Genomic DNA, 21127 nt, shown 5'->3' on the forward strand with positions numbered 1-21127 from the left:
GCTCGACGACAGATGCGTCTATGGCGGATTGCTTCCAGCAGTTAGTATGGGGGAGGATAGTATTTCGGAAGAGTACTATATTACTTTAAACCGCGGGTTTTGAAGACACGTTCCCGTTCGACCCATCCCGTGCGACGGAGTGCCGGCGTCCAAAAACACTTATCCCGCTCGTCCGGCTTCTGGATGACATGAGCGAGAGCGACGCCCAGGCAGACGTGACGGTCGTCCTTCCGGACGGATCACAGCTTTCCGTACCGGAGGGATCGACAGTCGAGGACGTCGCCTACGAGATCGGTCCGGGGCTGGGAAGGGACACAGTCGCGGGCGTCGTCGACGGCGAACTCGTGGACAAGGCCGCGGTCGTCCCCGACGGTGCCCGCCTCGAGATCGTCACCGACGACGCCGACGAGTACCTCCGGGTCCTCAGACACACGGCCGCCCACGTGTTCGCCCAGGCACTCCAGCGGCTGTATCCGGAGGCGAAACTCGCGATCGGCCCCCCGACCGACGAGGGCTTCTACTACGACGTGACGGGCGTCGACCTCGACGAGGCCGACCTCGCGGAGATCGAAGAGGAGATGGAACGGATCGTCGAGGCCGACTACGAACTCCATCGGGACGAGCGCCCGCGCGAGGAGGCGATCGACGGCTACGCGGACAACCGGTTCAAACGCGAGATCCTGGAAGAGGAGGCTGCGGGCGAAGCGGTCGTCTCCTTTTACGTCCAGGACGACTGGGAGGACCTCTGCCGGGGGCCACACGTGGAGTCCACCGGCGAGGTCGGCGCGTTCGCCCTGTTGAACATCTCCTCGGCGTACTGGCGCGGCGACGAGGACAACGAGACGCTCACCCGCGTGTACGGCACGGCGTTCGAAAGCGAGGACGACCTCGAGGAGTACCTCGAGCGACGCGAGGAGGCCAAAAAGCGGGACCACCGGAAGATCGGCCGGGAGATGGACCTGTTCTCGATCCCCACGGTGACGGGTCCGGGGCTCCCGCTGTATCACCCCAACGGCAAGACCGTGCTCCGGGAACTCGAGGAGTACGCCAACGAGCTCAACCGTGGGGCCGGCTACGAGGAGGTCGAGACGCCCCACGTCTTCCGGACGGAGCTGTGGAAGCAGTCCGGCCACTACGACAACTACCGGGACGACATGTTCCTGCTGGACGTAAACGACGAGGAGTACGGCCTCAAGCCGATGAACTGTCCCGGTCACGCGACGATCTTCGACCAGAAGTCCTGGTCCTACCGGGAGCTGCCAATGCGGTACTTCGAGAACGGGAAGGTGTACCGGAAGGAGCAGCGCGGCGAGTTGTCCGGGCTCTCGCGGGTGTGGGCGTTCACGATCGACGACGGCCACCTGTTCGTCCGGCAGGATCAGATCGAGGCGGAGGTCCGGCAGGTGATGGACATGATCTTCGAGGTGATCGAGACGTTCGACCTCGAGGTGGAGGTGGCGCTTGCGACCCGGCCGGAGAAGTCGGTCGGAAGCGACGAGATCTGGGAGTCCGCCGAGTCGCAGCTGCGGGAGGTGCTCGAGACCGACGGCTACGACTACGCCCTCGAACCCGGTGACGGCGCCTTCTACGGGCCGAAGATCGACTTCGCGTTCGAGGACGCGCTCGGCCGCAGCTGGGACGGGCCGACCGTTCAGTTGGACTTCAACATGCCCGAACGGTTCGATCTCACCTACACGGGCGAGGACAACGAGGAGCACCGCCCGGTGATGATCCATCGGGCGCTGTACGGCAGCTACGAGCGGTTCTTCATGGTACTCATCGAGCACTTCGACGGGAACTTCCCGCTGTGGCTGGCCCCCGAACAGGTTCGGATCCTCCCCGTGAGCGACGAGACGCTCGGCTACGCCCACCGCGTGAAAAACGATCTTTCGGAGGCCGGCTTCCGGGTCGACATCGAGGACCGCGACTGGACGGTCGGCCGGAAGATCCGGGCCGGCCACGACGACCGGCTCCCATATATGCTGGTCGTCGGTCCCGACGAGGAGGAGACCGGTACTGTCTCCGTACGGGACCGGTTCGAGCGTGAAAAAGCGGACGTCGAACTGGAGGCGTTCCTCGAACACCTCGAAAACGAACGCGAGGAGAAACGGACCGAACCGGACTTCCTCGCGTGAGCTAGTCGCCAGGTCGATTTGCCGGGGAGCGCGATCGGCGGGGACCGGATCGACGTCCCGGGGTCGTGATCGCCGTGCGTTCGTTCTGTGGACAGTTCAGGCGGGTTCGACGCGCCAGGTCGTCGCGCCGGTGTAGGACCACTTTTCGATCTGGAGGTCCGCGGCGGATTCGCTGAGCTTCACCATCAGCGCGCCGATCTCCTTCGGGGAGAGGTCGACATCGTCGGCGATGAACTTGCCCTTGAAGTAGAGTTCGCCGTCTTCGGCTCGCTTTCGGAGGTACGACCTGAGACGTTCCTCTTTCGACTCTTCAGTGGAGTCCGTCTCCGTCGTCACGTCGGTGGAGGGGGTTGCAGTCGCGCTCATTGTGACACCTCGTCCCTCCATTGTGCCGAGGGGGTGTTATAAAGGCAGGAACGTTAGGGGTGATTCAGCTCCTTTCAGGAGAGTGTTGCCGATAAACTGTGTCTGACGGACGTTTTACGAACTTTTTAAATCAGTCTAGAAGTTTTAAAACATGATCTGAGGCTTCAAGATGGGTTCCGATCGACGAGACGTTCGGTCCACGAATGAACGGTGGTTTCGACGCCGAAATCCGTTTTCGATCGGTGAGAATTCCGCTTTCGTCGGCGATACTCACTCGCGCTCGTGGAGCCAGAACTCTTCGCTTTCGGTCGATTCCTTCTTGAAGATCGGCACTTCTTCCTTCAACTGGTCGATCCCGTCTTCGACTGCCCGGAACGCCTGCTTGCGATGCCCCGCGAGGACGACGACGAAGACGATGTCCTCACCGGCCTCGATGACGCCCGAACGGTGGTGTAGCAACACCTCGAACACCTCATCGCGGGACTCCAGGCGCTTCCGGATGTCGTCCATCCGGTTTTCGGCGACGCCGTCGTACTTTTCGAAGACCAACCGTTCGGTCCGATCGTCGTCTGGGGAATCCGTAACCCGAACGCGGCCGGTGAAGGTTGCGATCGCACCCGACCGCTCCGCCATCGGCGAGGCTTTCGCCTCCGCCACGAGCTCCTCCAGGGTGACGTAGGGCTCGAAGCTGTCGATCCGCCCGGCGAGAGCCTCGAGATCTAGATCCTCCGGATTTATCGCCGTCTCCACGATATCACCGGCGATCTCCTCCTCGTTGGGCCCTTCACTGCCCGCGTCGGACCCCTCGTCAGTGTCGCCGGTCAGCCGAACCGTCGGCACCCGCAACCGGGTAAACCCGGCCGCGAGCACGTAGTCGTGGGTCGGCGCAAGCGTCTCGAGGAGGTCAGTGAACGTGCCGTCCGATCCGCTGACGCTCCAGGTTCCGTCTTCGCTAAGTGTAACCGTCGTGGCTGGGTCGGGTCTCGGCTCCGACGTGGCTTCGGCTGCGAGTCCGCCGTCCGCGACGCCCGTGCCCTCTCCGGTTCCCGTTTCGCGTTCGGCTGCCCGCACCGTGGCGACCCGGCCTTCGAGACGCGTCGCGAGCGATCGCACGACGGCGTCGGCGCCCGGGCCGACGACGCTGAGTGGTTGCATACGTAGTTCCCGGGGTCGCGTGGATAAATGGCTTTCCGCCGTAGTTCCGGCCGACCGAGTCGGCGGCGCCGGACTCGACGGTCACACCGCCGCGGTTTCGACGCCCCGCAGGCGGGCCTCAGCCCGAACCCACACCACGATCGTGGCCGGGAGCAACAGGATCGCCGCGAGGTAGGCGTACAGCACCCCCAGCGCGATCAGGATCCCGAACTCCGCGATCAGAGGAATCAATGCGACGTACAGCACGCCGATTCCGGTGACGGTCGTGAGCATACTGCCGGTCAACGCACCGCCGGTTCCTCGAACTGTCACCAGCAGCGCCTCGTACACGTCGACGGCGGGATCACCGTCGAATTCGTCGACGAATCGATGCATGAAGTGGACGGTGTAATCCACCCCGAGACCGATCGAGACTGCGAGGATCGGCGCGTTGATCGGTGTCAAGGCGATGTCGAACAGCCGCATCGATCCCGCCAGCAGGGCGACAGTCACGACGACGGGAACGAGGTTGATGATTCCGTAGATCGCCCGTCCTTCGAGCAGCCGGTAGCTGATCGCGAGAAACGCCGCCGTCAGCCCGAACGCCACGAACAGGCTCACGATCGCCGACTCGGTGATCCGGTCGATCACCGCCTGGTTCACCACGATCTGTCCGGTCGGCGTCGCCTCCAGCGTCTGGAACCGTTCTGCGACCACCCACGCGTCGCGAGTGGCGTCCGTCGCGTCCGCTTCGGCGGTGAGCTGGAACTGGATCCGGGTCGCGCTCCGGTCGTCGGCGAGATACGTCCGTGCCTGGTCACCTCGCGGGGAATCCAGAAGCGACTCGAACACCCGGTCGACGTCGCGGTCCGGAACGCCGTTTCCGGTGGTGTCGGTCTGCCGGACGAGCGCGCCGAACTCGGGGTTCTCTTCGGCGTGTTGTCGAGTCACGGAGAGCACGCTGCTGGCGTCCGCCTCGCGCCGGTCGCCGGCGAACGCCGGCGGCGGATCCCGGGTCGCGCGGTCGATCTCTCTGAGGGTGGCGTCCGAACGCACCTCCGGCCCCTCGATGTACAAGGTCACGCTCCCGATGAATCCCTGATCGAAGTCGTCCTCGAGTATCGAGATCACCTCCAGGAACGAGTAGGTTCCCGGTTTGAACGGCTCGGGAAGCCGATCGTACTGTTCGATGCGCTCTTCGTTCGGGAAGAACACCTCCTGGGAGAACTCCGTGTCCACGCCGGTCCCGTACGCGCCTGCCGCGCCCCCGACCACGAGTGCGACCACGAGGACGCCGACGGCACCCACCCTGGCCAGGGAAACGCCCGCCGGAAGGATCGTCCCCAGGATCGATCCCTTCCGTCCGAGCGGTTTCGTTCCGAACTGGGGGAACCGCCGTCCCTCCCGGAGCCGGTCGAAAGCGACCTTCGCCGCCGGGAGGAACACGCCGAAGATGAGGAACGTGAAGGTGATACCCGCCGCAGCGACCAGCCCGAAGTCCCGCAGGCTCCCGAGCGGGCTCGTCAGGTTCGCCGCGAAACTGAACACGGTGGTGATCGCGACGATGAGAAACGCCACAGTCAGCTGGCTGGTAGTTAGTAGCATTGCGTCGTCGATCCCGGCGCCGTCGAGCCGTTCCTCGCGGTACCGGTTGATGATGTGGATCCCGAAGTCGATCCCCACCGCGAGCAACAGCGGGAATATCGTCACCATCGTGTCGCCGAACGGGATCCCGGCGTATCCCATGAAGCCGAACGTCCACACGAGCGTCATCACGAGTGCGGCGACCCCGACCCCGAGGTCGACGGGGTCCCGGTACGCGATCACGAGGAAGAAGACGATCAGCAGTATCGCTGCGGGAAAGACGACGATTGCGGTGTCGTTGAGCAGTTGCAGGATCTCGTCTTCCAGGAGCGCGTCCGCGAAGACGACGACGTTGTCGTTGATCGTGTAGCCGTCGACGGTTTCGAGGACGTCGATCGTTCGATACTGCAGCGCCGCCCGGTCGGACTGTCCGGCGCCGGCGGGCAGGTCGTAACTCACCTGCAGTTGTGCCGTCGACGCCGATCCCGTAGCCGGATTCAGGTCGGTGCTGACTCCTCCCAGGGATCCTCGGTCGGCGGCGGACTGGATCGCCCCAGCGAGCTGTCGGGGGGAGGCGCGTTCGATCGTCCGGCGCTGGGTCTCGACAGTCGTCGCACTCGGGTCGATTTCGCGGGCGATCGTCGACGCCGGGCTCGACGTCGCCGACACCCGGAGGCCCTCGCGATCTTCGAGCCGCTGTTGCGCCTCGAGCATCCGCAACAGCGACTGCTCGGACAACACGTTCCGGTCGTCTTTCACGAACACTGTAGCGCTGGCTCCACCGCCATCACGGTCGCGGGGGGCGAACACCTCCTGCATCTCCTCGAACGCCTCGAACTCCTCGATGTCCTCGGTGAACTGGTCGGCCCCTGCCTGCTGTTCGGCGTCGGTTCCGATCCCCACGGCGAACCCAGCGGTGAGAAGCAGGAAGACCGCGACGATCGTCCAGGGTCGCTCCGTGACCAGCCGGTTTACGGCCCTGGTCACGGGATCGTTGTCGTCGGACTCAGCCATCGCTTCGCGTCCCCCTCACGGTCTGCCGCCGGCCGATCGTCGCCGCCAGAGGACCACCGCCACGGCGAGGACGGCGAGGACCCCGACGCCGACGCCGACGAGTTCGATCGGGAGGCCGTCGTCGTCGTCGGACGCAGGCTGGACGTCTACTGCCTGCTTGTACGTGTTCGAGAGCACGGTGTCACCCCGCTGGGTGTCGTACTGGAAGTCGAGTTCGACCGGATACGTCTTCGGCATCGTTCCGTCGTCTGCCGACAGCTGGAACTGGAGTGTCGCGCTCTCTCCGGGCGCCAGCTCCGTCACGAACGCCTCGTCGCTCGTCGAGTCGAACGGGCTCTCGGCGTACAGCCTGGCGTCGATGTTCGAGAGCGTCTCCGGCCGATCGTTGGTGATCTCGATCTCGAGGGTGGTCGAGCCGCCCGCCTCGACGGACGCGTCGGGGGCCGAAAGCGAGAACTCCGGGCGGCGCTCGTCGACGACCACGCGTCGGGTGATCGGTTCGGACTGGACGCTGCGACCGGTCGCGCCGCGGTAGTCGACGGTGAAGCTGACCTGCCGGGGACCGGCGTCGGCCTGCCCGCTGACGTCGGTGGGGAACTCGAACGCGGCCGACTCGCCCGGTTCGAGCCGAGGGAGCGCGTATCGGCGCTCTTCGACGAACAGCGAGTCGGAGGCCGGCTCGATCGTGAGGACGCCGTCCTCGATTGGGTTGTCGCCGTGGTTGACCAGTGTCCCCGTGATCGTCCCGTCGTACCCCACCGAGAGCGTGTCATCGAGATCGACGACGTCGAACCGGGTCTCCGCGACGTCGACGCGCCGGGTAACGGGTTCCGCCCGGAGCGAACTCCGGTGATCGTCGTCGTAGCCGACGGTAACGGAAACCTGCCTGGGCCCGGGATCGGCGTCGGCAGACACGCCGGCTCGGAACTGGAACGTTCGGGCCTCGCCGGCCTCGAGGGTACCGATCGACACGCGGGGTTCGTCGATCTGGACGGCAGGCGACTCGGAGTCCACGGTGACGACGACACCGGTGGCGTCTCTCGGGCCGTCGTTGACGACGGTACCGGTAACCGTCCCGCCGTAGCCGGTCGACAGGGTTCCCTCGAGATCTCGGACGTCGAAAGACTGCTCGGCGATGGGAACGAGGCTCCCGTTTCGCGCGCGCGCCTCTCGGTCGCGACCGTCGCCGTCCCGGTACTGGACGTTCGCGGAGACGGGTTTGGGTGCGGCGGTGGCGTCGTCCGGGAGCGAAGCGTCGATCTCGACGGTCGCCGACTCGTCCGGTTCGAGGTCGCCGAGGAACGCCTCGGCGGCGCCGCCGTCGAAGACGAGTCCACCGGAGCCGGTCACGGTGGCGCGCGCTTCTCTGGCGGTTTCGGTGCCGACGTTTTGGATCTCGACGGCGGCTTCGCCGCCGCTGCCGGGCTGAACGTCGCCGCTCACGGAGACGATTTCGAACTGCGAGTCGGGGAGAACGCGAACGGTCACCGTGTGGGTTTCCCTCGCGGAGCGATCGAACGGGATGTCCGATCCCGTCTGCACCTGCTGAGTGTAGGAGTACCGGACCCGGAGGTCGATCTCGTACTCGCCGGGTTCGAGGTCCTCGGGGACCGTGATCCTGACCGGCGCGGAAACGGTCATGCCGTCCTGGATCGTGCCGACGGGAGTCGTTCCGGTTCTCACCTCGAAGGGGCCGCCGTCACGGACTTCGACCGTCGTGCTTCGGGCGGTCAGGACGGCGTCCCGCTGTGTCCCGGTCGACAGGTCGCCGTCGTTTTGCAGTTGGAGCCCGAGTGTGGCGTCCTCTCCGGGCGTGACCTCGTTTTCGGGGAGATACACGTCGATGTCGGGTTCTCCTCTGGTGAACCCGGTTCCTGCAACGGGGATCGCGAGCAGGGCGAGCACCATCGCGGCGGCGAACCCGACGACCAGCCACGTGCGGGAGTTCACGGCTGGATGTCCTCCAGGAGGGACGGTCGAGATCGGTACTGGAGGGAGGCGAGGAAGGGGGGTTCGGAACTCATATATCGTAGTGTTAGTATGAAGCTACTAACAATGTCGCTGCGTAAATATGTGGCGCCTTTCACCGGTGTCGGGAGATGACTCGGTCGGACAGCGGAGACGAGCAGGCGGCGGTCGGGTCGCTCGTCCGACTCGGCTTGACCCGCACGGAGGCACGGCTTCTGCTCGGACTCGCACGGCTCGGATCGGCGACCGCAAGGGAGCTCGCTGACGCCACAGACGTTCCGCGATCACAGGTGTACGGAACCGCCGAGGAGCTCGAGGAGCTCGGCCTCCTGCACGTTCAACACGCCACTCCACGCGAGTACCACGCCACCGCTCCCGAAGAGATCGAGTCGATACTGCGATCCCGGCTCGAACGAGATCTCGAGACGGTCGTCGACCGGCTCGAGGAGCTGGAGCGCTCACAGTCCCACGATGCCGAGACCCGCGAGGAGATCTGGACGGTCCGGGGCCGGGAGGCGATCGACGGACGGATCGCTCAGCTGATCGGCGGTGCCGAACGCCGGATCGTTCTCGGAGTGCGAAACGAACGGTTCCTCCCGGACCGGCACGTCCAACTGCTCGCAGAGCGTGACGACGCCGGGATCGACGTTCTGGTAATAAGCAGCGACCGCCAGACGCTCGACCGGTTCGCGGACGTGGACGGCGTGACGGCGATCGAACCTCCCGAAACGATGTCCGAGGAGGACCACGCGGCCCGCCTTCTGGTGGTCGATGACGGAAACGTGTTGCACAGCGTTCTCGTTCCCGATCCCGGAGACGACGGCGAGGAGACGGCGTTCTGGAGCAGCGATTCGGGGTTTGCCCGCACGCTCGTTTCGCTCGTGGAACAGTCGCTTTCGGAGACGTCCGAGGAGTGATCGGCGGGGCGCCCGGGCTCGGCCGGCGGTTGACAATCCTTAAGAGCGAAACAGGGCTATCCCGTGGCAATGAGAGTCGTTCTTTCTATCGGCGGCAGCGTGCTCGCGCCGGACCTGGACCCGGATCGCGTGGCAGCGTACGCCTCCATGATCGAGACGCTCGTCGACGAGGGGTGTGACGTCGGCGTCGTCGCCGGCGGCGGCAAGGTCGCCCGGGAGTACATCGCCGCGGCGCGGGAACTGGGCGCGAACGAAGTACAGCTCGATCAGCTCGGGATCGGCGCGACGCGGCTCAACGCCCGGCTGTTGATCGCGGCGCTGGGACAGGCGGCGAACCTGTCGCCGGCCAAAGAGTACGACGCCGCCGGTGAGGCGCTCCGCCGCGGGGACATCGCCGTGATGGGTGGAGTCGCCCCGGGACAGAGCACGGACGCGGTCGCCGCCGCCTTCGCCGAGTCGGTCGACGCCGACCTGCTCGTGTACGCTACCAGCGCGAACGGGGTGTACGACGCGGATCCGAACCAGGACGATTCCGCCACCCAGTACGCGGAACTCTCCCCGGAGGAGCTGGTGGAGATCATCGTGCCGATGAGCCGCGACGCGGGTGCGTCGGCCCCAGTCGACCTGCTCGCCGCCAAGCTCATCCAGCGCGGCGGCATCCGCACCGTGGTGCTAGACGGTACCGACCCCGAGCGCGTGGTCGATGCGGTGTTGCGCGGAGATCACACCGGCACCGACATCGTCCCTGCAGAGAGCGACCGGCCGACCTACTGGGCACAGGTCGAGTGATTCCATGACCGCTTTCGACTCCGATTCCACTGCAGACGGTGACTCCGGAGCAGCGCGACGGGCGTTCTGGGCGGAGGCGGTCGCCGACGAGATCGAGGCGACCGACCCCGACGAGCCGATCGTGATCAAAGGGGGCGTTTCGCCGTCGGGCGTGGCCCATCTCGGGAACTTCAACGAGATCATTCGTGGTTACTTCGTGGCGGCCGTGCTCCGGGACCGCGGTCACGAGGTCCGACAGGTGTTCACCTCGGACGACCGGGATCCCCTTCGGAAGCTCCCCCGGACACTGGCGGACCGGGACGGCAACCTCGTCGGTCTGGGCGACGTCGACGCCGGCGCGCTCGGGCGCAACCTGGGCAAGCCGTACACCGCGATCCCGGATCCCTTCGGCGAGGCGGAGTCGTACGCCGCCCACTTTACCGCACTCCTGCAGGCTGACGCCGCTCGACTCGACATTCCCGTCGAGATGGTCTCGAACACCGAACTGTACGAGGAGGGCGCCTTCGACGACGTGATCGGGCGGATCCTCTCGGATCTCGACGCCGCAAGGGAGGTCCTGGGGAAGTATCAGGCCAAGATCGACGACTCGTACGTTCCGTTCAATCCGATCTGTGCGGAGTGCGGGAAGATCACCGAGACGGTGACTGCGGTCGACGTCGGCGCCGGTACCGTCGCGTATCGATGTACCGATCTGGAGGTCGGCGACTCCACCATCGACGGCTGCGGGCACGAGGGGACCGCCACGTTTCGGGAGGGGAAACTCCCCTGGCGCTTCGAGTGGCCCGCCCAGTGGGAGGTGCTCGACGTGGACTTCGAGCCGTTCGGCAAGGACCACGCCGAGGGATCCTGGCCCAGCGGCGAAGACATCGCCCGCAACGTCCTCGGGATCGAGCCGCCGGTGCCGATGACCTACGAGTGGTTCACACTCGACGGGGAGGCGCTCTCCTCGTCTGCGGGCAACGTCGTCACTGTCTCGGAGCTGCTAGAGCTGCTGGAGCCGGCAGTGATCCGGTACTTCTTCGCGCTCGACCCGTCGAAGGCCCGCAACCTCGATCTCGCTCGACTCGACCAGCTCGTCGACGACTTCGACCGGTTCGAACGAGCGTACTTCGGCGAGGTCGACGACGAGGAGCTCACTCGGATGGCAGAGCGGGCGTATCCGTACGTTCTCGGCCCCGACGCCGACCCGGATCCCGACCGCGTCCGTCTCCCGTACACGTTTGCGGCGGTGCTCGGGATGGTCGACGACCGGGAGTTCCGCGAGCGACTCGCACGCGAGGAGGGTCACCTCGACCCTGACACGCCCGACTGGGCGGTCGCGGAGGCGCTCGATCGGGTCGAAAAGGCCCGGGCGTGGGCCGAACGAATGGACAACGAGTACAACTACCGACTCCAGGCGGACCTCCCCGACGTCGCCTTCGACGCGGAAATCGAGACGGCACTCGAGGATCTCGCGGCGTTCGTCGAGGCCGGCCACGACGGGGAAGAGATCCAGGGAGAGATGTACGAGATCGCCAGACGGAACGATCTCGAGGTCGGCGAGTTCTTCGAGGCGGGCTACCGGCTGTTCTTCGACGAGACGCAGGGGCCCCGTCTGGGCGAGTTCCTGGGCGAACTCGAGTGCGACTTCGTCGTCGCCCGCCTCCGTCGAGAGGAGTGATCGACGTGCCGGAAGAGTACTCGCTCGACGACTTCGTTCCGGACGACGACGATAACGAGAACGGAGAACCGTCCGACGGCGACGGGACAGACGATTCAGTCGACGACGTCGAACCCGCCGCCGCTACGTCGCGCTGGTCGAGTGGGGGCGAGGCGTGTCCGGACTGTGGCTCGACTGCGTCCCGACTGTGGCGTCAAGAGGGAACGTTCGTCTGTCCCGACTGCAAGGAGTGGTGACCCATCAGACGTCGGGGGCGTCGTCCTCGACGGCGCGTTTCATCGACTCCCGGCGTGACTTCGCGTCCCGGCCGGTTACCTCCTCGAGGAAGTCGTTCTTCAGCGAGACCGCCTCGGCGGCGGCGTCCGCCTGCCCTTCGGCGATGACGTCCTCGGCCGGACGTTCCTCGAAGTGAACGGCGAGTTTGTCCTTCTTGCCGCTGTACTTCGCTGTCCCGGCGAGGATTCGTTCGAAGACGGGATTGTCCGGATCCTCGACGACGAACAGCTCGTGGCCGTTCATCTCGTCGGTACCGGCAACCTCGCCGAAGTACTCCTCGATTTTCCCTTTCAGGTCCGGGACGCGCTCCTCGAGATGCTCCCCGCGGCGCATCTTGTACTCCTTCATGGACACTCGTTCGAAAGGGTGACGTTTACCTGTTTCGTCACCGCTCGGGGGCCCGTTCCCGCTCCGCGATATACCCCCGGCGACACTCCGGGCAGATGTCGCCGGTACGCAGCGACGATCCGTCGGTCGGTGCGGTGTGACCACACTCCGGACAGAAGAACTCCGTCTCGAACGGCGTCCCCGTGCTCGTGTCGACGGCGTCGGCAGCTCGGGTGAACTCCGTGTCCTCGGCGGCGTCCGTCTCCGACACCTCGGCACGGTCGTCGTCTCCGTTGGCATCGTCGGTGTCACCGGCGGCGCTGTCGGCGGTTTCTCTAGGGGCGCCGTCCGTCGGGTCGGGCCATGCTCCGCCGGAACCCGACACGTCCCCGGCGCTTTCGATGAATTCGACCCCCTCGTCGTCCTCCGGGGACTGTCCGTCGGTCGCCTCGGGCCTGAGCCCACTTCCGAACGAGACACCCTCCGGCGTGCCGCCGCCCGGCTCGGCGTCGTACCCCTCGTCTTCACCGTGCTGGTCGGGCCACGGTTCAGCACGGTCGTCTTCGGCTGTCTCGTCCACGATCGCGCTTTCGTCTCCAGCCGCGCCTTCGACGCCGTCGGGGGTCGGATCCTCACCTTCCTGGCGCGTGTCGCTTGCGTCCGGCCAGGCACCCGGAGACCGGTCGGAGTCGGTCGGTTCGTCGTCGAGAATGATCCCGTCGTCCTCCTCGGCGTCCTGTGAAACGTCGTCGTCTTCGAACGCGGGTCCCTCGTCGGCGTCACTCTCTCCGGACGCGTCCACCGTGACCTCGTCGTCCGGATCGACTTCCGACCCCTCGTCGATCTCCTCCTCCCCGACATCCGGTTCGGAAGGGGCTTCGGCGGGCGAACCGGAGGCCAACTCGTCGGTGCCAGCGTCGGCCGCGCCTGGTTCCGGTTCGGGGGACGACTCCGGCGAGCTATCCCCGTCATCGGCTCTCCGGGCAGTTTCCGCGAGCTGTTCGACCGACGTGACTTCCTTGTTTTCGCTGACGATCTGGGTTTCCCCACACCGGCGGCACGTTTTGACCTCCCGAACTGTGATGACGACTTCCCCACCCGACGTCTCCCGGTCGCGCTCGAGTTCGGGTTCGGTGAAGTCGTGTCCGAGCAGACACCTGAGTCCCATTGGCTGGAAGAGCGGTTTCCTCTACTAAAAGCGCCACGCTCGCTGTCTGACGGACGGCTGACGCTACGGGCCGAACGAGCGATTGCCCCGCCGGTAAACGTAAACGGTCGCCGGTCGTTCGTACGCGTATGCAGGCGAAGCCGGAGTATCGCGACCGTCCAGACACGGAGGTCGCGGTGCTCGACGCGCTCGTCGATCGCGCCGAGGAGGGGATGACGGTTCTCGAACTCCGTACGGCCGTCGACACGGGAATCGACGGACTCGAAGAGGCACTTGCGGCGCTGAAGGACGACGGTCTCATCCACGTCGATCGAACCGGCGAGGCGGTGCGGATCACGCCCGCAGACCGTGTGGTGCCCGAGTCGGGAGAGGGCTCGGACGGTCGCCACGGATTCTTCGAGGAGATCCGCGAGCGGCTCGGACTCTAGCTCCCGGAGGCCGTACCGCTCGAGCTCAGGCTTCCCGAGCGGATCCCCACTCGATCCGGTACACTTCCGTGTCGATGTCGCGCCGGTCTTCGGCGTGATGGTCGAACTGGTGTTCCAGTTCGAACTCCGCTTTGAACGCGTGGGTGATCGTGCCGCCGTTGTCCGACGCGAACGCCTCCAGGAAGTCCTGGCTGCCTTCGTTGTGAATAGAGTAGGAGACGTCCGCGAGTTCGGCAGCAGTTGCGAGGAAGCGCCGATCCGCATGGCGGTGTCCGTCCTGGGCGCCGAACGGTGGATTCATCACGACCGTCGTAGGGGCCCCGTCTCGGATCGGCGGTCGGCCGGCGTCCCCGCGAATCCAGTGGACGGGGGCAGTCGATCCCACCCGGCGCTCGTTTCGCTGTGCGATCGACAGTGCCGGTGCGTCGATCTCGATCCCGACCACACGTGCCGGGGAACGGAGGGCAGCCCCCAGTGCGAGCATTCCGGTCCCGGTACCCAGATCCAGCACCGTCCGTCCTTCGATGTCGCCCTGCAGGTCCGCGACGTGGATCACGTGGGCCGCGAGCTCCGGCGGGGTGGGGTACTGTTCCAGGCTCGCGACCGGGTCCTCGAAGCCGGCGACGACCGCGAGCTGGGTCGCCAGGTTCCGTTTGGAGGACACGTCAGGCGGAAACGGTGACGCCTTCGGGGACGCTCACCGAAAGCGCGATCCCTTCGCGGCGCGCCCGCTCTTCGATTGCGGACAGCGCAGGGGCGACCCGAGCCGGATTCGAGACCGCGTCGATCTCGACGGTCACGCGCCCGGCGCCCAGAAACGACGCCGCCAGCAGGTGCCGGCGGAGTCGATCGGTCTCGCTGTGGATCGGGATCGATCCCGGCTCGTCGAACGTCGCTTCGACGACAACGTGGGCCGGTTGGCGGTCGTTCGAAAGCAGTGTCGACTTCAGGTCCTGCAGATACGGTTTCGCCGTCGACTCGATCTCCTTTGCATCGATCTCGACGGGGATCGCGTCCGTCGGTCGACACGGCAGTGACTCGGCTTCGACCGTCGCTTTCGAAGGTTCGTCGCTCGTTTTTCGGGCGAGTGTCCCATCCGTCCCGGCTGAGTCGGTCGTGCTCATATCTGCCAATAGCTTCTAGTTATACTAAAGGCTTTGTTTATGCTTAATAGTAATCCACCGGACCTTCCGACGAACGATCGACTGATCGTCCCCGCTCGCGTGCCTACACGTTGTCTCCGATCGGTGCCTTGTTTTCGTTTCCTTTTATCAGATTATAAAATATCTCCCACAACTATGTGCCCGGGAGTCGTACGCACTCCTGGGGGAAGTCACACGCTCCATTCCCCCTCCCTTTCTGACGGCGAGCTGTGGGTCGATTCCGATTGAGTCCCGAACGCGTCAACTAACGTGACTGGCTTCTCAAGTGGCGGCGCTGTCCGTCGCTCGGCGGCGCCGACCCCGACTGGACGAGTTTACATTTCCTATAGCACTATAGAGTTTAAACAAAGGATATTCTCCCTTGCGAATCTCTCGGTAACAACAGCGGGGCGCAGAGAAACAGTTCTGCGGCGAGCATGAAGCACTTCGAGGCGAACAGATCGGCCGGATCCGTCGAAACGTCTCGCCTGTTGAAGGGACGATCCTGCAGCTATTCCGGCTGATCCCAAAACGGAGAGATAGTCGGCCGTTCAGGCGAGCGTCGAGATCCCGTTGATCTCGATGAACCCGAAGTTACATTCGCTACAGCGCCACTTCGTCTTCTCTCCGAGGTGAACCTCCATCGACGCAGTCAGCCAGAACTTCTGTTCCCCACCACACTTCGGACACTCCTCATTGCGTTCCATGGTATGCTCGAAACTCCACGTCCAACCGAATTGAATATTGGGATTTTCGTCTCTGATCGGAGAGCCCGCCCGATTGTAAATTCCATGATGCTATATAGAATACCTACTCTCCGGTTTCGGATCGGCTAAGTTAGCCGCCGGACAATCGCGAACCATGACCGAGTTTACGACCGACGTTCAGGTTCGGTTTCGCGACCTCGACGCGTACGGGCACGTGAACAACGCCGTGTACGTGACGTATCTCGAACAGGCGCGCGTCGAGTATCTCCGAACCGTGCTCGGGGCCGGCATCGGCGAACTGGACGTCGTGCTGGCGTCGCTTTCCGTCGACTACCGGAAACCAGTCACCGACGCCGACTCCGTCGAGGTCGCGATCGACGTTCCCGAGCTGGGGCGCTCCAGCGTTCCGATGGAGTACGAAATCCGGACGGGCGGGAGCGTGGTCGCCGTCGCCGAGTCCGTCCTGGTGACCTACGACTTCGAGTCGGACTCCTCGAAGCCGATCCCCGAGGAGTGGCGCGAGGAGATCGCCGCGTCCCACGGTCTCTGATCCCATCGATCGAGGAGAGTCGCCAACGAGGGAACTTACTTGCCCCTGGGGAGCCATCGTTCGACAATGACGACCACACTGTACGCGCTGGACGGCTGTCCGTTCTGTGAGCACGTTCGGGAGACGCTTTCGGAGGTGGCCCGATGAGGATCTACACCGGGCGCGGTGACGACGGCATGACCGATCTCGGAAACGCCACTCGCGTTTCGAAAACCAGCGCCAGAATCGAGGCGTACGGCACCGTCGACGAGGCCAACGCTCTCGTCGGAACGATCCGTCCGACGGGCTACGACGACGTCGACGAGACGCTGTCGGCGATCCAGAACCACCTCCACATCATCCAGGCCGACTTCGCAAGCCCCGGAACCGACGGAAGCGATACCGACGGGGAGGGCGAGGCGGGTGGCGACTTGACCCGGATCCGCGAGGAACACGTCGACCAGCTCGAGGAGTGGATGGACGAGTTCGACGAGGAGCTCGACCCCCTCGACTCGTTTATTCTCCCGGGTGGAGGCGAGTCGGGGGCGCGGCTCCACCACGCCCGGACGGTGGTCCGCCGGGCAGAGCGCCGGGCGGTCGCGCTGGCGGCCGACGATCCGATAAACGAGGAGGCGATCGTCTACCTCAACCGGCTCTCAGACGCCCTGTTCGTGTTTGCCCGGGTGGTCAACCGGCGGGACGGCGAACGCGAGGAGTCGCCGACCTATTGAGAGAGCCGCCGTCAACTACCCCACCCTACTCGCTTGTGCTTCCGATTGACCATCGGAACCCCTGCGCTCGTTGAGGATGGGGCCTCCGCCTTGAATTGGGTGAGATGGCCCGATAGGCCTGCCAAGCAGTCCAGACGCCGACGTGCAGGACGGCTCCGATCGGGGTGGCGGCCGCGGCGTCGACGGTCGATCGATTCACTCTCGAACCGTTCGTCGTGGAGCGTCCTGCCTGTTACGATCGACCGCACGATGGCCCGTGCCGCCGGTTCCCCACAAGGATTATATCTGTCCTCTTCCTAAGGGCAAATATGAGCAAGCACTTCGAAGACGCACGGTACTACCTCGGACGAGCGGTCGAACACGCGAAAGCGGGCATGAAAGAGGAACTCGAGGACCTCGAGGCGAAGGTCCGGGAGCTGACGGGCCGCGAGGCCGATGAGGAGCCAGAGCCGTCGCGACTCGAATCGCTCCAGGCCGAACTGTCGGAGCTGGAAGAGCGCGCCGAGGGCGAGGCGAAGGAGGCCATCGAGAGCGCCCGCGCGAAGATCCAGGCGTTCAGGGACGACGAACCCGAAGAGCCCGGAACACCTGGCGAGTCCGGAGAGGCCAACTAGCCGCGGTCGACAGGCCAAATAGCCGCGGTCGACAGGCCAACTCGCTCCCGACGCTGACGACGAGCGGCCCTCCGTATTTTTACTCGTGGAACGGTAATCCACTGACATGGTAGAACTGCCGAGCATCCAGGTCATCGAGGAGGGCGAGGAGGCACCGTCGTTCGAGCTTCCCGGCGTCGACGGCGAGACGCACGCGCTTTCGGATTTCACGGACAACGAGGCGCTGTTGGTCGTGTTCACGTGCAACCACTGTCCGTACGCCGAAGCCAAGGAGGGGACGCTCAACGACATCGCCGCCGAGTACGACGACGTTGCCGTCGTGGGTATCAACCCCAACGACGCCGAGGAGTACCCGGACGACTCCTTCGAGAAGATGAAAGCGTACGTCGAGTCCGGGCGAATCGCCTACGACGCCTACCTGCACGATGAAACCCAGGCGGTCGCTGCGGCGTACGGCGCCACCTGCACGCCGGACCCGTTCCTGTTTGCAAACGACGGCGGAACGTTCCGACTGGCGTATCACGGTCGGCTCGACGACGCCTTGAACCCCGACGACGACCCCTCGGGAGAGCCCGGCTTCGAGATCCGGCAGGCGATCGAGGAGGTGCTCGCCGGCGAGGAGGTAACCGTCGACTGGAACGCCTCCCGCGGCTGTTCGATCAAGTGGGCGGAGGGTAACGAACCGGAGTACTGGGACGAGGTGTAGCCGTCCCCGTCGTGATCGGTTCGCATCTCACTCCACGCTGACGAGATACACCGCCAGTATCGCGAAGACGATCCCGAGCAGTTTTCGCGCGGTGAGATCCTCGCCGAGCACCACGATGCCGATTGCGGAACTGGTCACCAGAAACAGCCCGAACACCGGCGTGACGATGCTCACCGGCCCCAGCGCCAGCGCCCGGTAGTACGCCAGGATGCCGACGGCCAGACAGATCCCGGCGGCGTACACCAGCGGCGCCTTCTCGTGTGTCAAACTCCCGGCGAGCGGTTGATCCGTCGCCAGTACGACCGCGAGTGCAGCCAAAACGAGGATCGTATTGGTCATCAGTGCGGCGACGTCGCTGGGGATCGGGTTCGTGCCGCTCGTTGCCACCCGCATCAGCGGAGCGACCAGGGTGTATCCGACGAGCGCGAGCAGCGCCCACGTGAGCCATCGCATACGTTCCCGCCGACCGGGTCGGACAAAAATTCGCCGGAACTGACGAGAACGGGTCGTCGAGACGGCCGAGGAAGCACTCCGCCCGTTGCCGGCCGCCAGGCTTGCGCCGGGCACAACCCATTTGCGGGTCGGCGTCGAGAGGGAGGTATGGACCGCGAACTGCTCGAGGTACTCGCCGACGACGCCCGCACGTCGGTCGACGACATCGCCCGCCAGCTCGACCGCGAACCCGAGGCGGTCGCGGCCGCGATCGAGGAGCTCGAGAACGCCGGCGTCATCAAGGGGTACAGCGCCGTGATCGACTGGGACGCCGTCGACGCCGCCACGGTGCGGGCGATCGTCGAACTGAACGTCGAACTCGACCGCGAGACCGACTACGAGGAGATCGCCGACCGGATCGCCCGGTTCCCGGAGGTGAAGTCGCTGCTTTTGGTCTCGGGCAACTACGACTTCGCGATCGAGGTCGAGGGCGACTCGATGCAGGCCGTCTCCCGGTTCGTCTCCGAGCAGGTGGCCCCAGTACCGGAGATCACTCAGACCGTGACCCACTTCGTGATGGAGACGTACAAGGACGGCGGCTTCGTCTTCGAGGATCGCGACGAGGACGACCGCCTTTCAGTGTCGCCATGAGCGAACGCGAGATGGAGGGGTCGGCGTTCGGCTCCCGGCTCTCGGAGCGCGCCGCCACGCTTCCGGAGTCGGGGATCCGTCGCTTCTTCGAGCTCGCCGAACAGCGAGAGGACGTCATCTCGCTGGGCGTCGGCGAGCCCGACGTCTCCGCGCCGTGGGCCGCCCGCGTCGCAGCCATCGAGTCGCTGGAGCGCGGTCGCACCTCCTACACGTCCAATCGTGGACTCCTCGAACTGCGCGAACGGATCGGCGACTACCTGACTCGATGGGGGCTGTCGTACGACCCCGGCGAGGAACTACTCGTCACGACTGGCGCCAGCGAGGCGGTCGACCTCGCGATGCGCGCGCTGGTCGACCCCGGAGACGTCGTCGCGGTTCACCAGCCGACGTACATCTCCTACGGGCCGGGGGTCGACCTCGCCGGCGGCGACCTGCTTCCGGTGCCGACGCGCGCCGCCGACGACTTCGCGCTCACCCCCGAAGTGCTCTCGTCGGCAGGCGCCGAAGACGCCGACGTGCTGGTGCTGTGTTATCCGAACAACCCGACCGGCGCGACGATGAGCCGCAAGCAGCTCGCGCGGGTGGCGGCGTTCTGTCGCGAACACGATCTGCTCGTGGTGAGCGACGAGATCTACGCCGCCCTGACGTACGACGGGGGCCATGTCTCGATCGCGTCGCTGCCGGGAATGCGCGAGCGGACGCTGGTGGTCAACGGCTTCTCGAAGGCGTACGCCATGACCGGCCTCCGGCTCGGCTTCGCGGCAGGTCCCCCGGAGATCGTCGACGCGATGACGCGGATCCACCAGTACACGATGCTGTCGGCGCCGACGACCGCACAGTACGCCGCGCTCGAGGCGCTGTCGAGCTGCGGCGACGAGGTCGACCGGATGCGACGGGAGTACAACCGCCGTCGGCGCTACGTCCACAGCCGGTTCGAGGAGATGGGACTGGACTGTTTCGAGCCGACCGGCGCCTTCTATGCGTTCCCCGACTGTGGCGACGACGACGAGGCGTTCGCGGAGTCCTTGCTCGAGGAACAGGGCGTCGCCGTCGTGCCCGGACGGGTGTTCGGCGCCGGCGGCGAGGGGCACCTGCGGGTCTCGTATGCGACGGGGATGAACGAGCTGAAAACAGCGATGGACCGGATCGAGACGTTCGTCCTCGAGGGGTGACTGCTGGCGGTTCTTCGGTGAACGTTCCGCCCCGACCCGCGCTCACTCCTCGAACGGATCGACGTCGGCCTCGCGTTCGAGATCCCGAAACACACTGACGAACTCCTCGTGGTCGCCGAAGGAGTCGAGCGTCTCCCCGAGCTCCGAACGGAGCTCTTCGAGCTCCCGTTCGAGCTGCTGGTACTCCTGGCTGTTCTCGAGTTCGGCCGAGCCCTTCTCGGACTCCAGCAGCGCCTTCTTCGAGGCGAGCGCGTACAGCTCCTGGACGCCCTCGTCGTAGCTACTCCGCGTCAACAGTGATTCGACGGTTTCGTACAGCTCCTCTTTCGCGACCGGCTTGACGAGGTAGTCGTCGAACCCCATCTCCACGATGTCGAAGTCCGGCTCGACGGCTGTTACCATCGCGATCCGGCAGTCGAGCCCCCGCTCCCGAATCTCCTCGAGCACCTCGTCCCCCGAGACGCCGGGCATCCGGCGGTCGAGCAGGACGACGTCGATCTGTTCGTCGAGTTCGTCGAGCGCTTCCTGCCCGCCGTAGGCGGTGCGCACGCGGTAGTCACTCGAAAGCCACGCGGCGTACAGATCCGCAAGATCGGGCTCGTCCTCGACGATGAGCACGAGCGGGGCATCCTCACTCATAGTCTGTCCTCGAGGTGTACACGTTCTTCATGCCACGG

General features: G+C 65.4%; 23 protein-coding genes. 12 read left to right on the forward strand and 11 right to left on the reverse strand.

Annotated elements, in window-relative coordinates:
• Window positions 1–188 precede the first annotated feature (188 nt).
• Window positions 189–2135, forward strand: a complete 1947-nt coding sequence (gene thrS / locus RH858_RS14765) for a threonine--tRNA ligase (protein WP_310562289.1) — start codon at window positions 189–191, stop codon at window positions 2133–2135.
• A gap of 96 nt (window positions 2136–2231) precedes the next feature.
• Here thrS and RH858_RS14770 read toward each other — a convergent pair whose 3' ends face one another.
• From RH858_RS14770 to RH858_RS14785, 4 genes are all read right to left on the reverse strand, one after another.
• Window positions 2232–2501: a hypothetical protein gene (locus RH858_RS14770; RefSeq protein WP_310562290.1), complete on the reverse strand. Its 270-nt coding sequence runs from the start codon at window positions 2499–2501 to the stop codon at window positions 2232–2234.
• Window positions 2502–2771: 270 nt separating this feature from the next.
• Window positions 2772–3656: a molybdopterin synthase gene (locus tag RH858_RS14775; RefSeq protein ID WP_310562291.1), complete on the reverse strand. Its 885-nt coding sequence runs from the start codon at window positions 3654–3656 to the stop codon at window positions 2772–2774.
• Between the two features lie 81 nt (window positions 3657–3737).
• Window positions 3738–6233 (reverse strand): MMPL family transporter, encoded by a 2496-nt coding sequence (locus tag RH858_RS14780; protein WP_259534324.1) that lies wholly within the window; start codon window positions 6231–6233, stop codon window positions 3738–3740.
• Between the two features lie 15 nt (window positions 6234–6248).
• Entirely contained in the window at window positions 6249–8183 is a 1935-nt protein-coding gene (locus RH858_RS14785) for a hypothetical protein (protein ID WP_310562292.1), read from the reverse strand.
• 149 nt (window positions 8184–8332) lie between these two features.
• On the opposite strand from RH858_RS14785, the gene RH858_RS14790 reads away from it, so the two are divergent.
• The 4 genes from RH858_RS14790 (at window position 8333) to RH858_RS14805 (ending at window position 11803) form a co-directional block, all read left to right on the forward strand.
• Window positions 8333–9118, forward strand: a complete 786-nt coding sequence (locus RH858_RS14790; protein WP_259534326.1) for a helix-turn-helix domain-containing protein — start codon at window positions 8333–8335, stop codon at window positions 9116–9118.
• A gap of 69 nt (window positions 9119–9187) precedes the next feature.
• Entirely contained in the window at window positions 9188–9907 is a 720-nt protein-coding gene (gene pyrH, locus RH858_RS14795) for a UMP kinase (protein ID WP_259534327.1), read from the forward strand.
• Window positions 9908–9911: 4 nt separating this feature from the next.
• The gene (gene lysS, locus RH858_RS14800; protein ID WP_259534328.1) at window positions 9912–11567 is read left to right on the forward strand and encodes a lysine--tRNA ligase; all 1656 of its coding nucleotides are present in this window, start codon (window positions 9912–9914) and stop codon (window positions 11565–11567) included.
• A 5-nt stretch (window positions 11568–11572) separates the two neighbouring features.
• Complete coding sequence (locus tag RH858_RS14805; RefSeq protein WP_259534329.1) at window positions 11573–11803, forward strand: hypothetical protein; 231 nt, start codon at window positions 11573–11575, stop codon at window positions 11801–11803.
• Window positions 11804–11807: 4 nt separating this feature from the next.
• Here RH858_RS14805 and RH858_RS14810 read toward each other — a convergent pair whose 3' ends face one another.
• Together RH858_RS14810 and RH858_RS14815 are read right to left on the reverse strand one after the other, a co-directional pair.
• On the reverse strand, window positions 11808–12191 hold the full coding sequence (locus tag RH858_RS14810; protein WP_259534330.1) for a DUF5611 family protein: 384 nt from the start codon (window positions 12189–12191) through the stop codon (window positions 11808–11810).
• A 37-nt stretch (window positions 12192–12228) separates the two neighbouring features.
• Window positions 12229–13338 (reverse strand): hypothetical protein, encoded by a 1110-nt coding sequence (locus tag RH858_RS14815; RefSeq protein ID WP_259534331.1) that lies wholly within the window; start codon window positions 13336–13338, stop codon window positions 12229–12231.
• 128 nt (window positions 13339–13466) lie between these two features.
• Here RH858_RS14815 and RH858_RS14820 point away from each other — a divergent pair, with 128 nt between their 5' ends.
• Window positions 13467–13766, forward strand: coding sequence for a DUF6432 family protein (locus RH858_RS14820; RefSeq protein WP_259534332.1), 300 nt, complete (start codon window positions 13467–13469; stop codon window positions 13764–13766).
• A gap of 25 nt (window positions 13767–13791) precedes the next feature.
• Here the strand turns inward: RH858_RS14820 and RH858_RS14825 are convergent, their stop codons facing one another.
• The 3 genes from RH858_RS14825 to RH858_RS14835 all read right to left on the reverse strand — a co-directional run bounded on the left by RH858_RS14825 (window position 13792) and on the right by RH858_RS14835 (window position 15615).
• A complete protein-coding gene (locus RH858_RS14825; protein ID WP_259534333.1) occupies window positions 13792–14430 on the reverse strand; it encodes an METTL5 family protein in 639 nt (212 codons plus the stop codon).
• Between the two features lies 1 nt (window position 14431).
• A complete protein-coding gene (locus tag RH858_RS14830; RefSeq protein ID WP_259534334.1) occupies window positions 14432–14890 on the reverse strand; it encodes a hypothetical protein in 459 nt (152 codons plus the stop codon).
• Window positions 14891–15459: 569 nt separating this feature from the next.
• A complete protein-coding gene (locus RH858_RS14835) occupies window positions 15460–15615 on the reverse strand; it encodes a hypothetical protein (protein ID WP_259534335.1) in 156 nt (51 codons plus the stop codon).
• Window positions 15616–15769: 154 nt separating this feature from the next.
• On the opposite strand from RH858_RS14835, the gene RH858_RS14840 reads away from it, so the two are divergent.
• The 4 genes from RH858_RS14840 (at window position 15770) to RH858_RS14855 (ending at window position 18195) form a co-directional block, all read left to right on the forward strand.
• Window positions 15770–16165, forward strand: a complete 396-nt coding sequence (locus tag RH858_RS14840) for a thioesterase family protein (RefSeq protein ID WP_259534336.1) — start codon at window positions 15770–15772, stop codon at window positions 16163–16165.
• A 143-nt stretch (window positions 16166–16308) separates the two neighbouring features.
• Window positions 16309–16875 carry a cob(I)yrinic acid a,c-diamide adenosyltransferase gene (locus RH858_RS14845; RefSeq protein WP_310562294.1) on the forward strand — a complete coding sequence of 189 codons (567 nt, stop codon included), beginning with the start codon at window positions 16309–16311 and terminating at the stop codon, window positions 16873–16875.
• A gap of 308 nt (window positions 16876–17183) precedes the next feature.
• Entirely contained in the window at window positions 17184–17489 is a 306-nt protein-coding gene (locus RH858_RS14850) for a hypothetical protein (protein WP_310562295.1), read from the forward strand.
• Window positions 17490–17595: 106 nt separating this feature from the next.
• Window positions 17596–18195: a thioredoxin family protein gene (locus RH858_RS14855; RefSeq protein ID WP_259534344.1), complete on the forward strand. Its 600-nt coding sequence runs from the start codon at window positions 17596–17598 to the stop codon at window positions 18193–18195.
• 27 nt (window positions 18196–18222) lie between these two features.
• Here RH858_RS14855 and RH858_RS14860 read toward each other — a convergent pair whose 3' ends face one another.
• Window positions 18223–18648 carry an EamA family transporter gene (locus RH858_RS14860; RefSeq protein WP_259534345.1) on the reverse strand — a complete coding sequence of 142 codons (426 nt, stop codon included), beginning with the start codon at window positions 18646–18648 and terminating at the stop codon, window positions 18223–18225.
• 147 nt (window positions 18649–18795) lie between these two features.
• Here RH858_RS14860 and RH858_RS14865 point away from each other — a divergent pair, with 147 nt between their 5' ends.
• Window positions 18796–19278: an Lrp/AsnC family transcriptional regulator gene (locus RH858_RS14865; protein WP_259534346.1), complete on the forward strand. Its 483-nt coding sequence runs from the start codon at window positions 18796–18798 to the stop codon at window positions 19276–19278.
• Window positions 19275–20450 carry an aminotransferase class I/II-fold pyridoxal phosphate-dependent enzyme gene (locus RH858_RS14870; RefSeq protein ID WP_310562296.1) on the forward strand — a complete coding sequence of 392 codons (1176 nt, stop codon included), beginning with the start codon at window positions 19275–19277 and terminating at the stop codon, window positions 20448–20450. Before RH858_RS14865 ends, RH858_RS14870 begins: the two co-directional genes overlap by 4 nt.
• 42 nt (window positions 20451–20492) lie before the next feature.
• Here the strand turns inward: RH858_RS14870 and RH858_RS14875 are convergent, their stop codons facing one another.
• Window positions 20493–21089, reverse strand: coding sequence for a HalX domain-containing protein (locus RH858_RS14875; RefSeq protein WP_310562297.1), 597 nt, complete (start codon window positions 21087–21089; stop codon window positions 20493–20495).
• Window positions 21090–21127: the final 38 nt, after the last annotated feature.

Source organism: Halalkaliarchaeum sp. AArc-GB (assembly GCF_031432225.1).
In the GTDB taxonomy this organism is placed as follows: domain Archaea; phylum Halobacteriota; class Halobacteria; order Halobacteriales; family Haloferacaceae; genus Halalkaliarchaeum.

Bases quoted from the DNA above. Each gene is read 5' to 3' on its own strand.
- RH858_RS14875 (WP_310562297.1), bottom strand. From the start codon at position 21,089: ATGAGTGAGGATGCCCCGCTCGTGCTCATCGTCGAGGACGAGCCCGAT.
- RH858_RS14850 (WP_310562295.1), top strand. From the start codon at position 17,184: ATGAGCAAGCACTTCGAAGACGCACGGTACTACCTCGGACGAGCGGTC.
- RH858_RS14780 (WP_259534324.1), bottom strand. From the start codon at position 6,233: ATGGCTGAGTCCGACGACAACGATCCCGTGACCAGGGCCGTAAACCGG.
- RH858_RS14810 (WP_259534330.1), bottom strand. From the start codon at position 12,191: ATGAAGGAGTACAAGATGCGCCGCGGGGAGCATCTCGAGGAGCGCGTC.
- RH858_RS14860 (WP_259534345.1), bottom strand. From the start codon at position 18,648: ATGCGATGGCTCACGTGGGCGCTGCTCGCGCTCGTCGGATACACCCTG.
- RH858_RS14845 (WP_310562294.1), top strand. From the start codon at position 16,309: ATGAGGATCTACACCGGGCGCGGTGACGACGGCATGACCGATCTCGGA.
- pyrH (WP_259534327.1), top strand. From the start codon at position 9,188: ATGAGAGTCGTTCTTTCTATCGGCGGCAGCGTGCTCGCGCCGGACCTG.
- RH858_RS14815 (WP_259534331.1), bottom strand. From the start codon at position 13,338: ATGGGACTCAGGTGTCTGCTCGGACACGACTTCACCGAACCCGAACTC.
- RH858_RS14835 (WP_259534335.1), bottom strand. From the start codon at position 15,615: ATGGAACGCAATGAGGAGTGTCCGAAGTGTGGTGGGGAACAGAAGTTC.
- RH858_RS14840 (WP_259534336.1), top strand. From the start codon at position 15,770: ATGACCGAGTTTACGACCGACGTTCAGGTTCGGTTTCGCGACCTCGAC.
- RH858_RS14855 (WP_259534344.1), top strand. From the start codon at position 17,596: ATGGTAGAACTGCCGAGCATCCAGGTCATCGAGGAGGGCGAGGAGGCA.
- RH858_RS14775 (WP_310562291.1), bottom strand. From the start codon at position 3,656: ATGCAACCACTCAGCGTCGTCGGCCCGGGCGCCGACGCCGTCGTGCGA.
- RH858_RS14870 (WP_310562296.1), top strand. From the start codon at position 19,275: ATGAGCGAACGCGAGATGGAGGGGTCGGCGTTCGGCTCCCGGCTCTCG.
- lysS (WP_259534328.1), top strand. From the start codon at position 9,912: ATGACCGCTTTCGACTCCGATTCCACTGCAGACGGTGACTCCGGAGCA.
- RH858_RS14820 (WP_259534332.1), top strand. From the start codon at position 13,467: ATGCAGGCGAAGCCGGAGTATCGCGACCGTCCAGACACGGAGGTCGCG.
- RH858_RS14770 (WP_310562290.1), bottom strand. From the start codon at position 2,501: ATGAGCGCGACTGCAACCCCCTCCACCGACGTGACGACGGAGACGGAC.
- RH858_RS14865 (WP_259534346.1), top strand. From the start codon at position 18,796: ATGGACCGCGAACTGCTCGAGGTACTCGCCGACGACGCCCGCACGTCG.
- thrS (WP_310562289.1), top strand. From the start codon at position 189: ATGAGCGAGAGCGACGCCCAGGCAGACGTGACGGTCGTCCTTCCGGAC.
- RH858_RS14790 (WP_259534326.1), top strand. From the start codon at position 8,333: ATGACTCGGTCGGACAGCGGAGACGAGCAGGCGGCGGTCGGGTCGCTC.
- RH858_RS14830 (WP_259534334.1), bottom strand. From the start codon at position 14,890: ATGAGCACGACCGACTCAGCCGGGACGGATGGGACACTCGCCCGAAAA.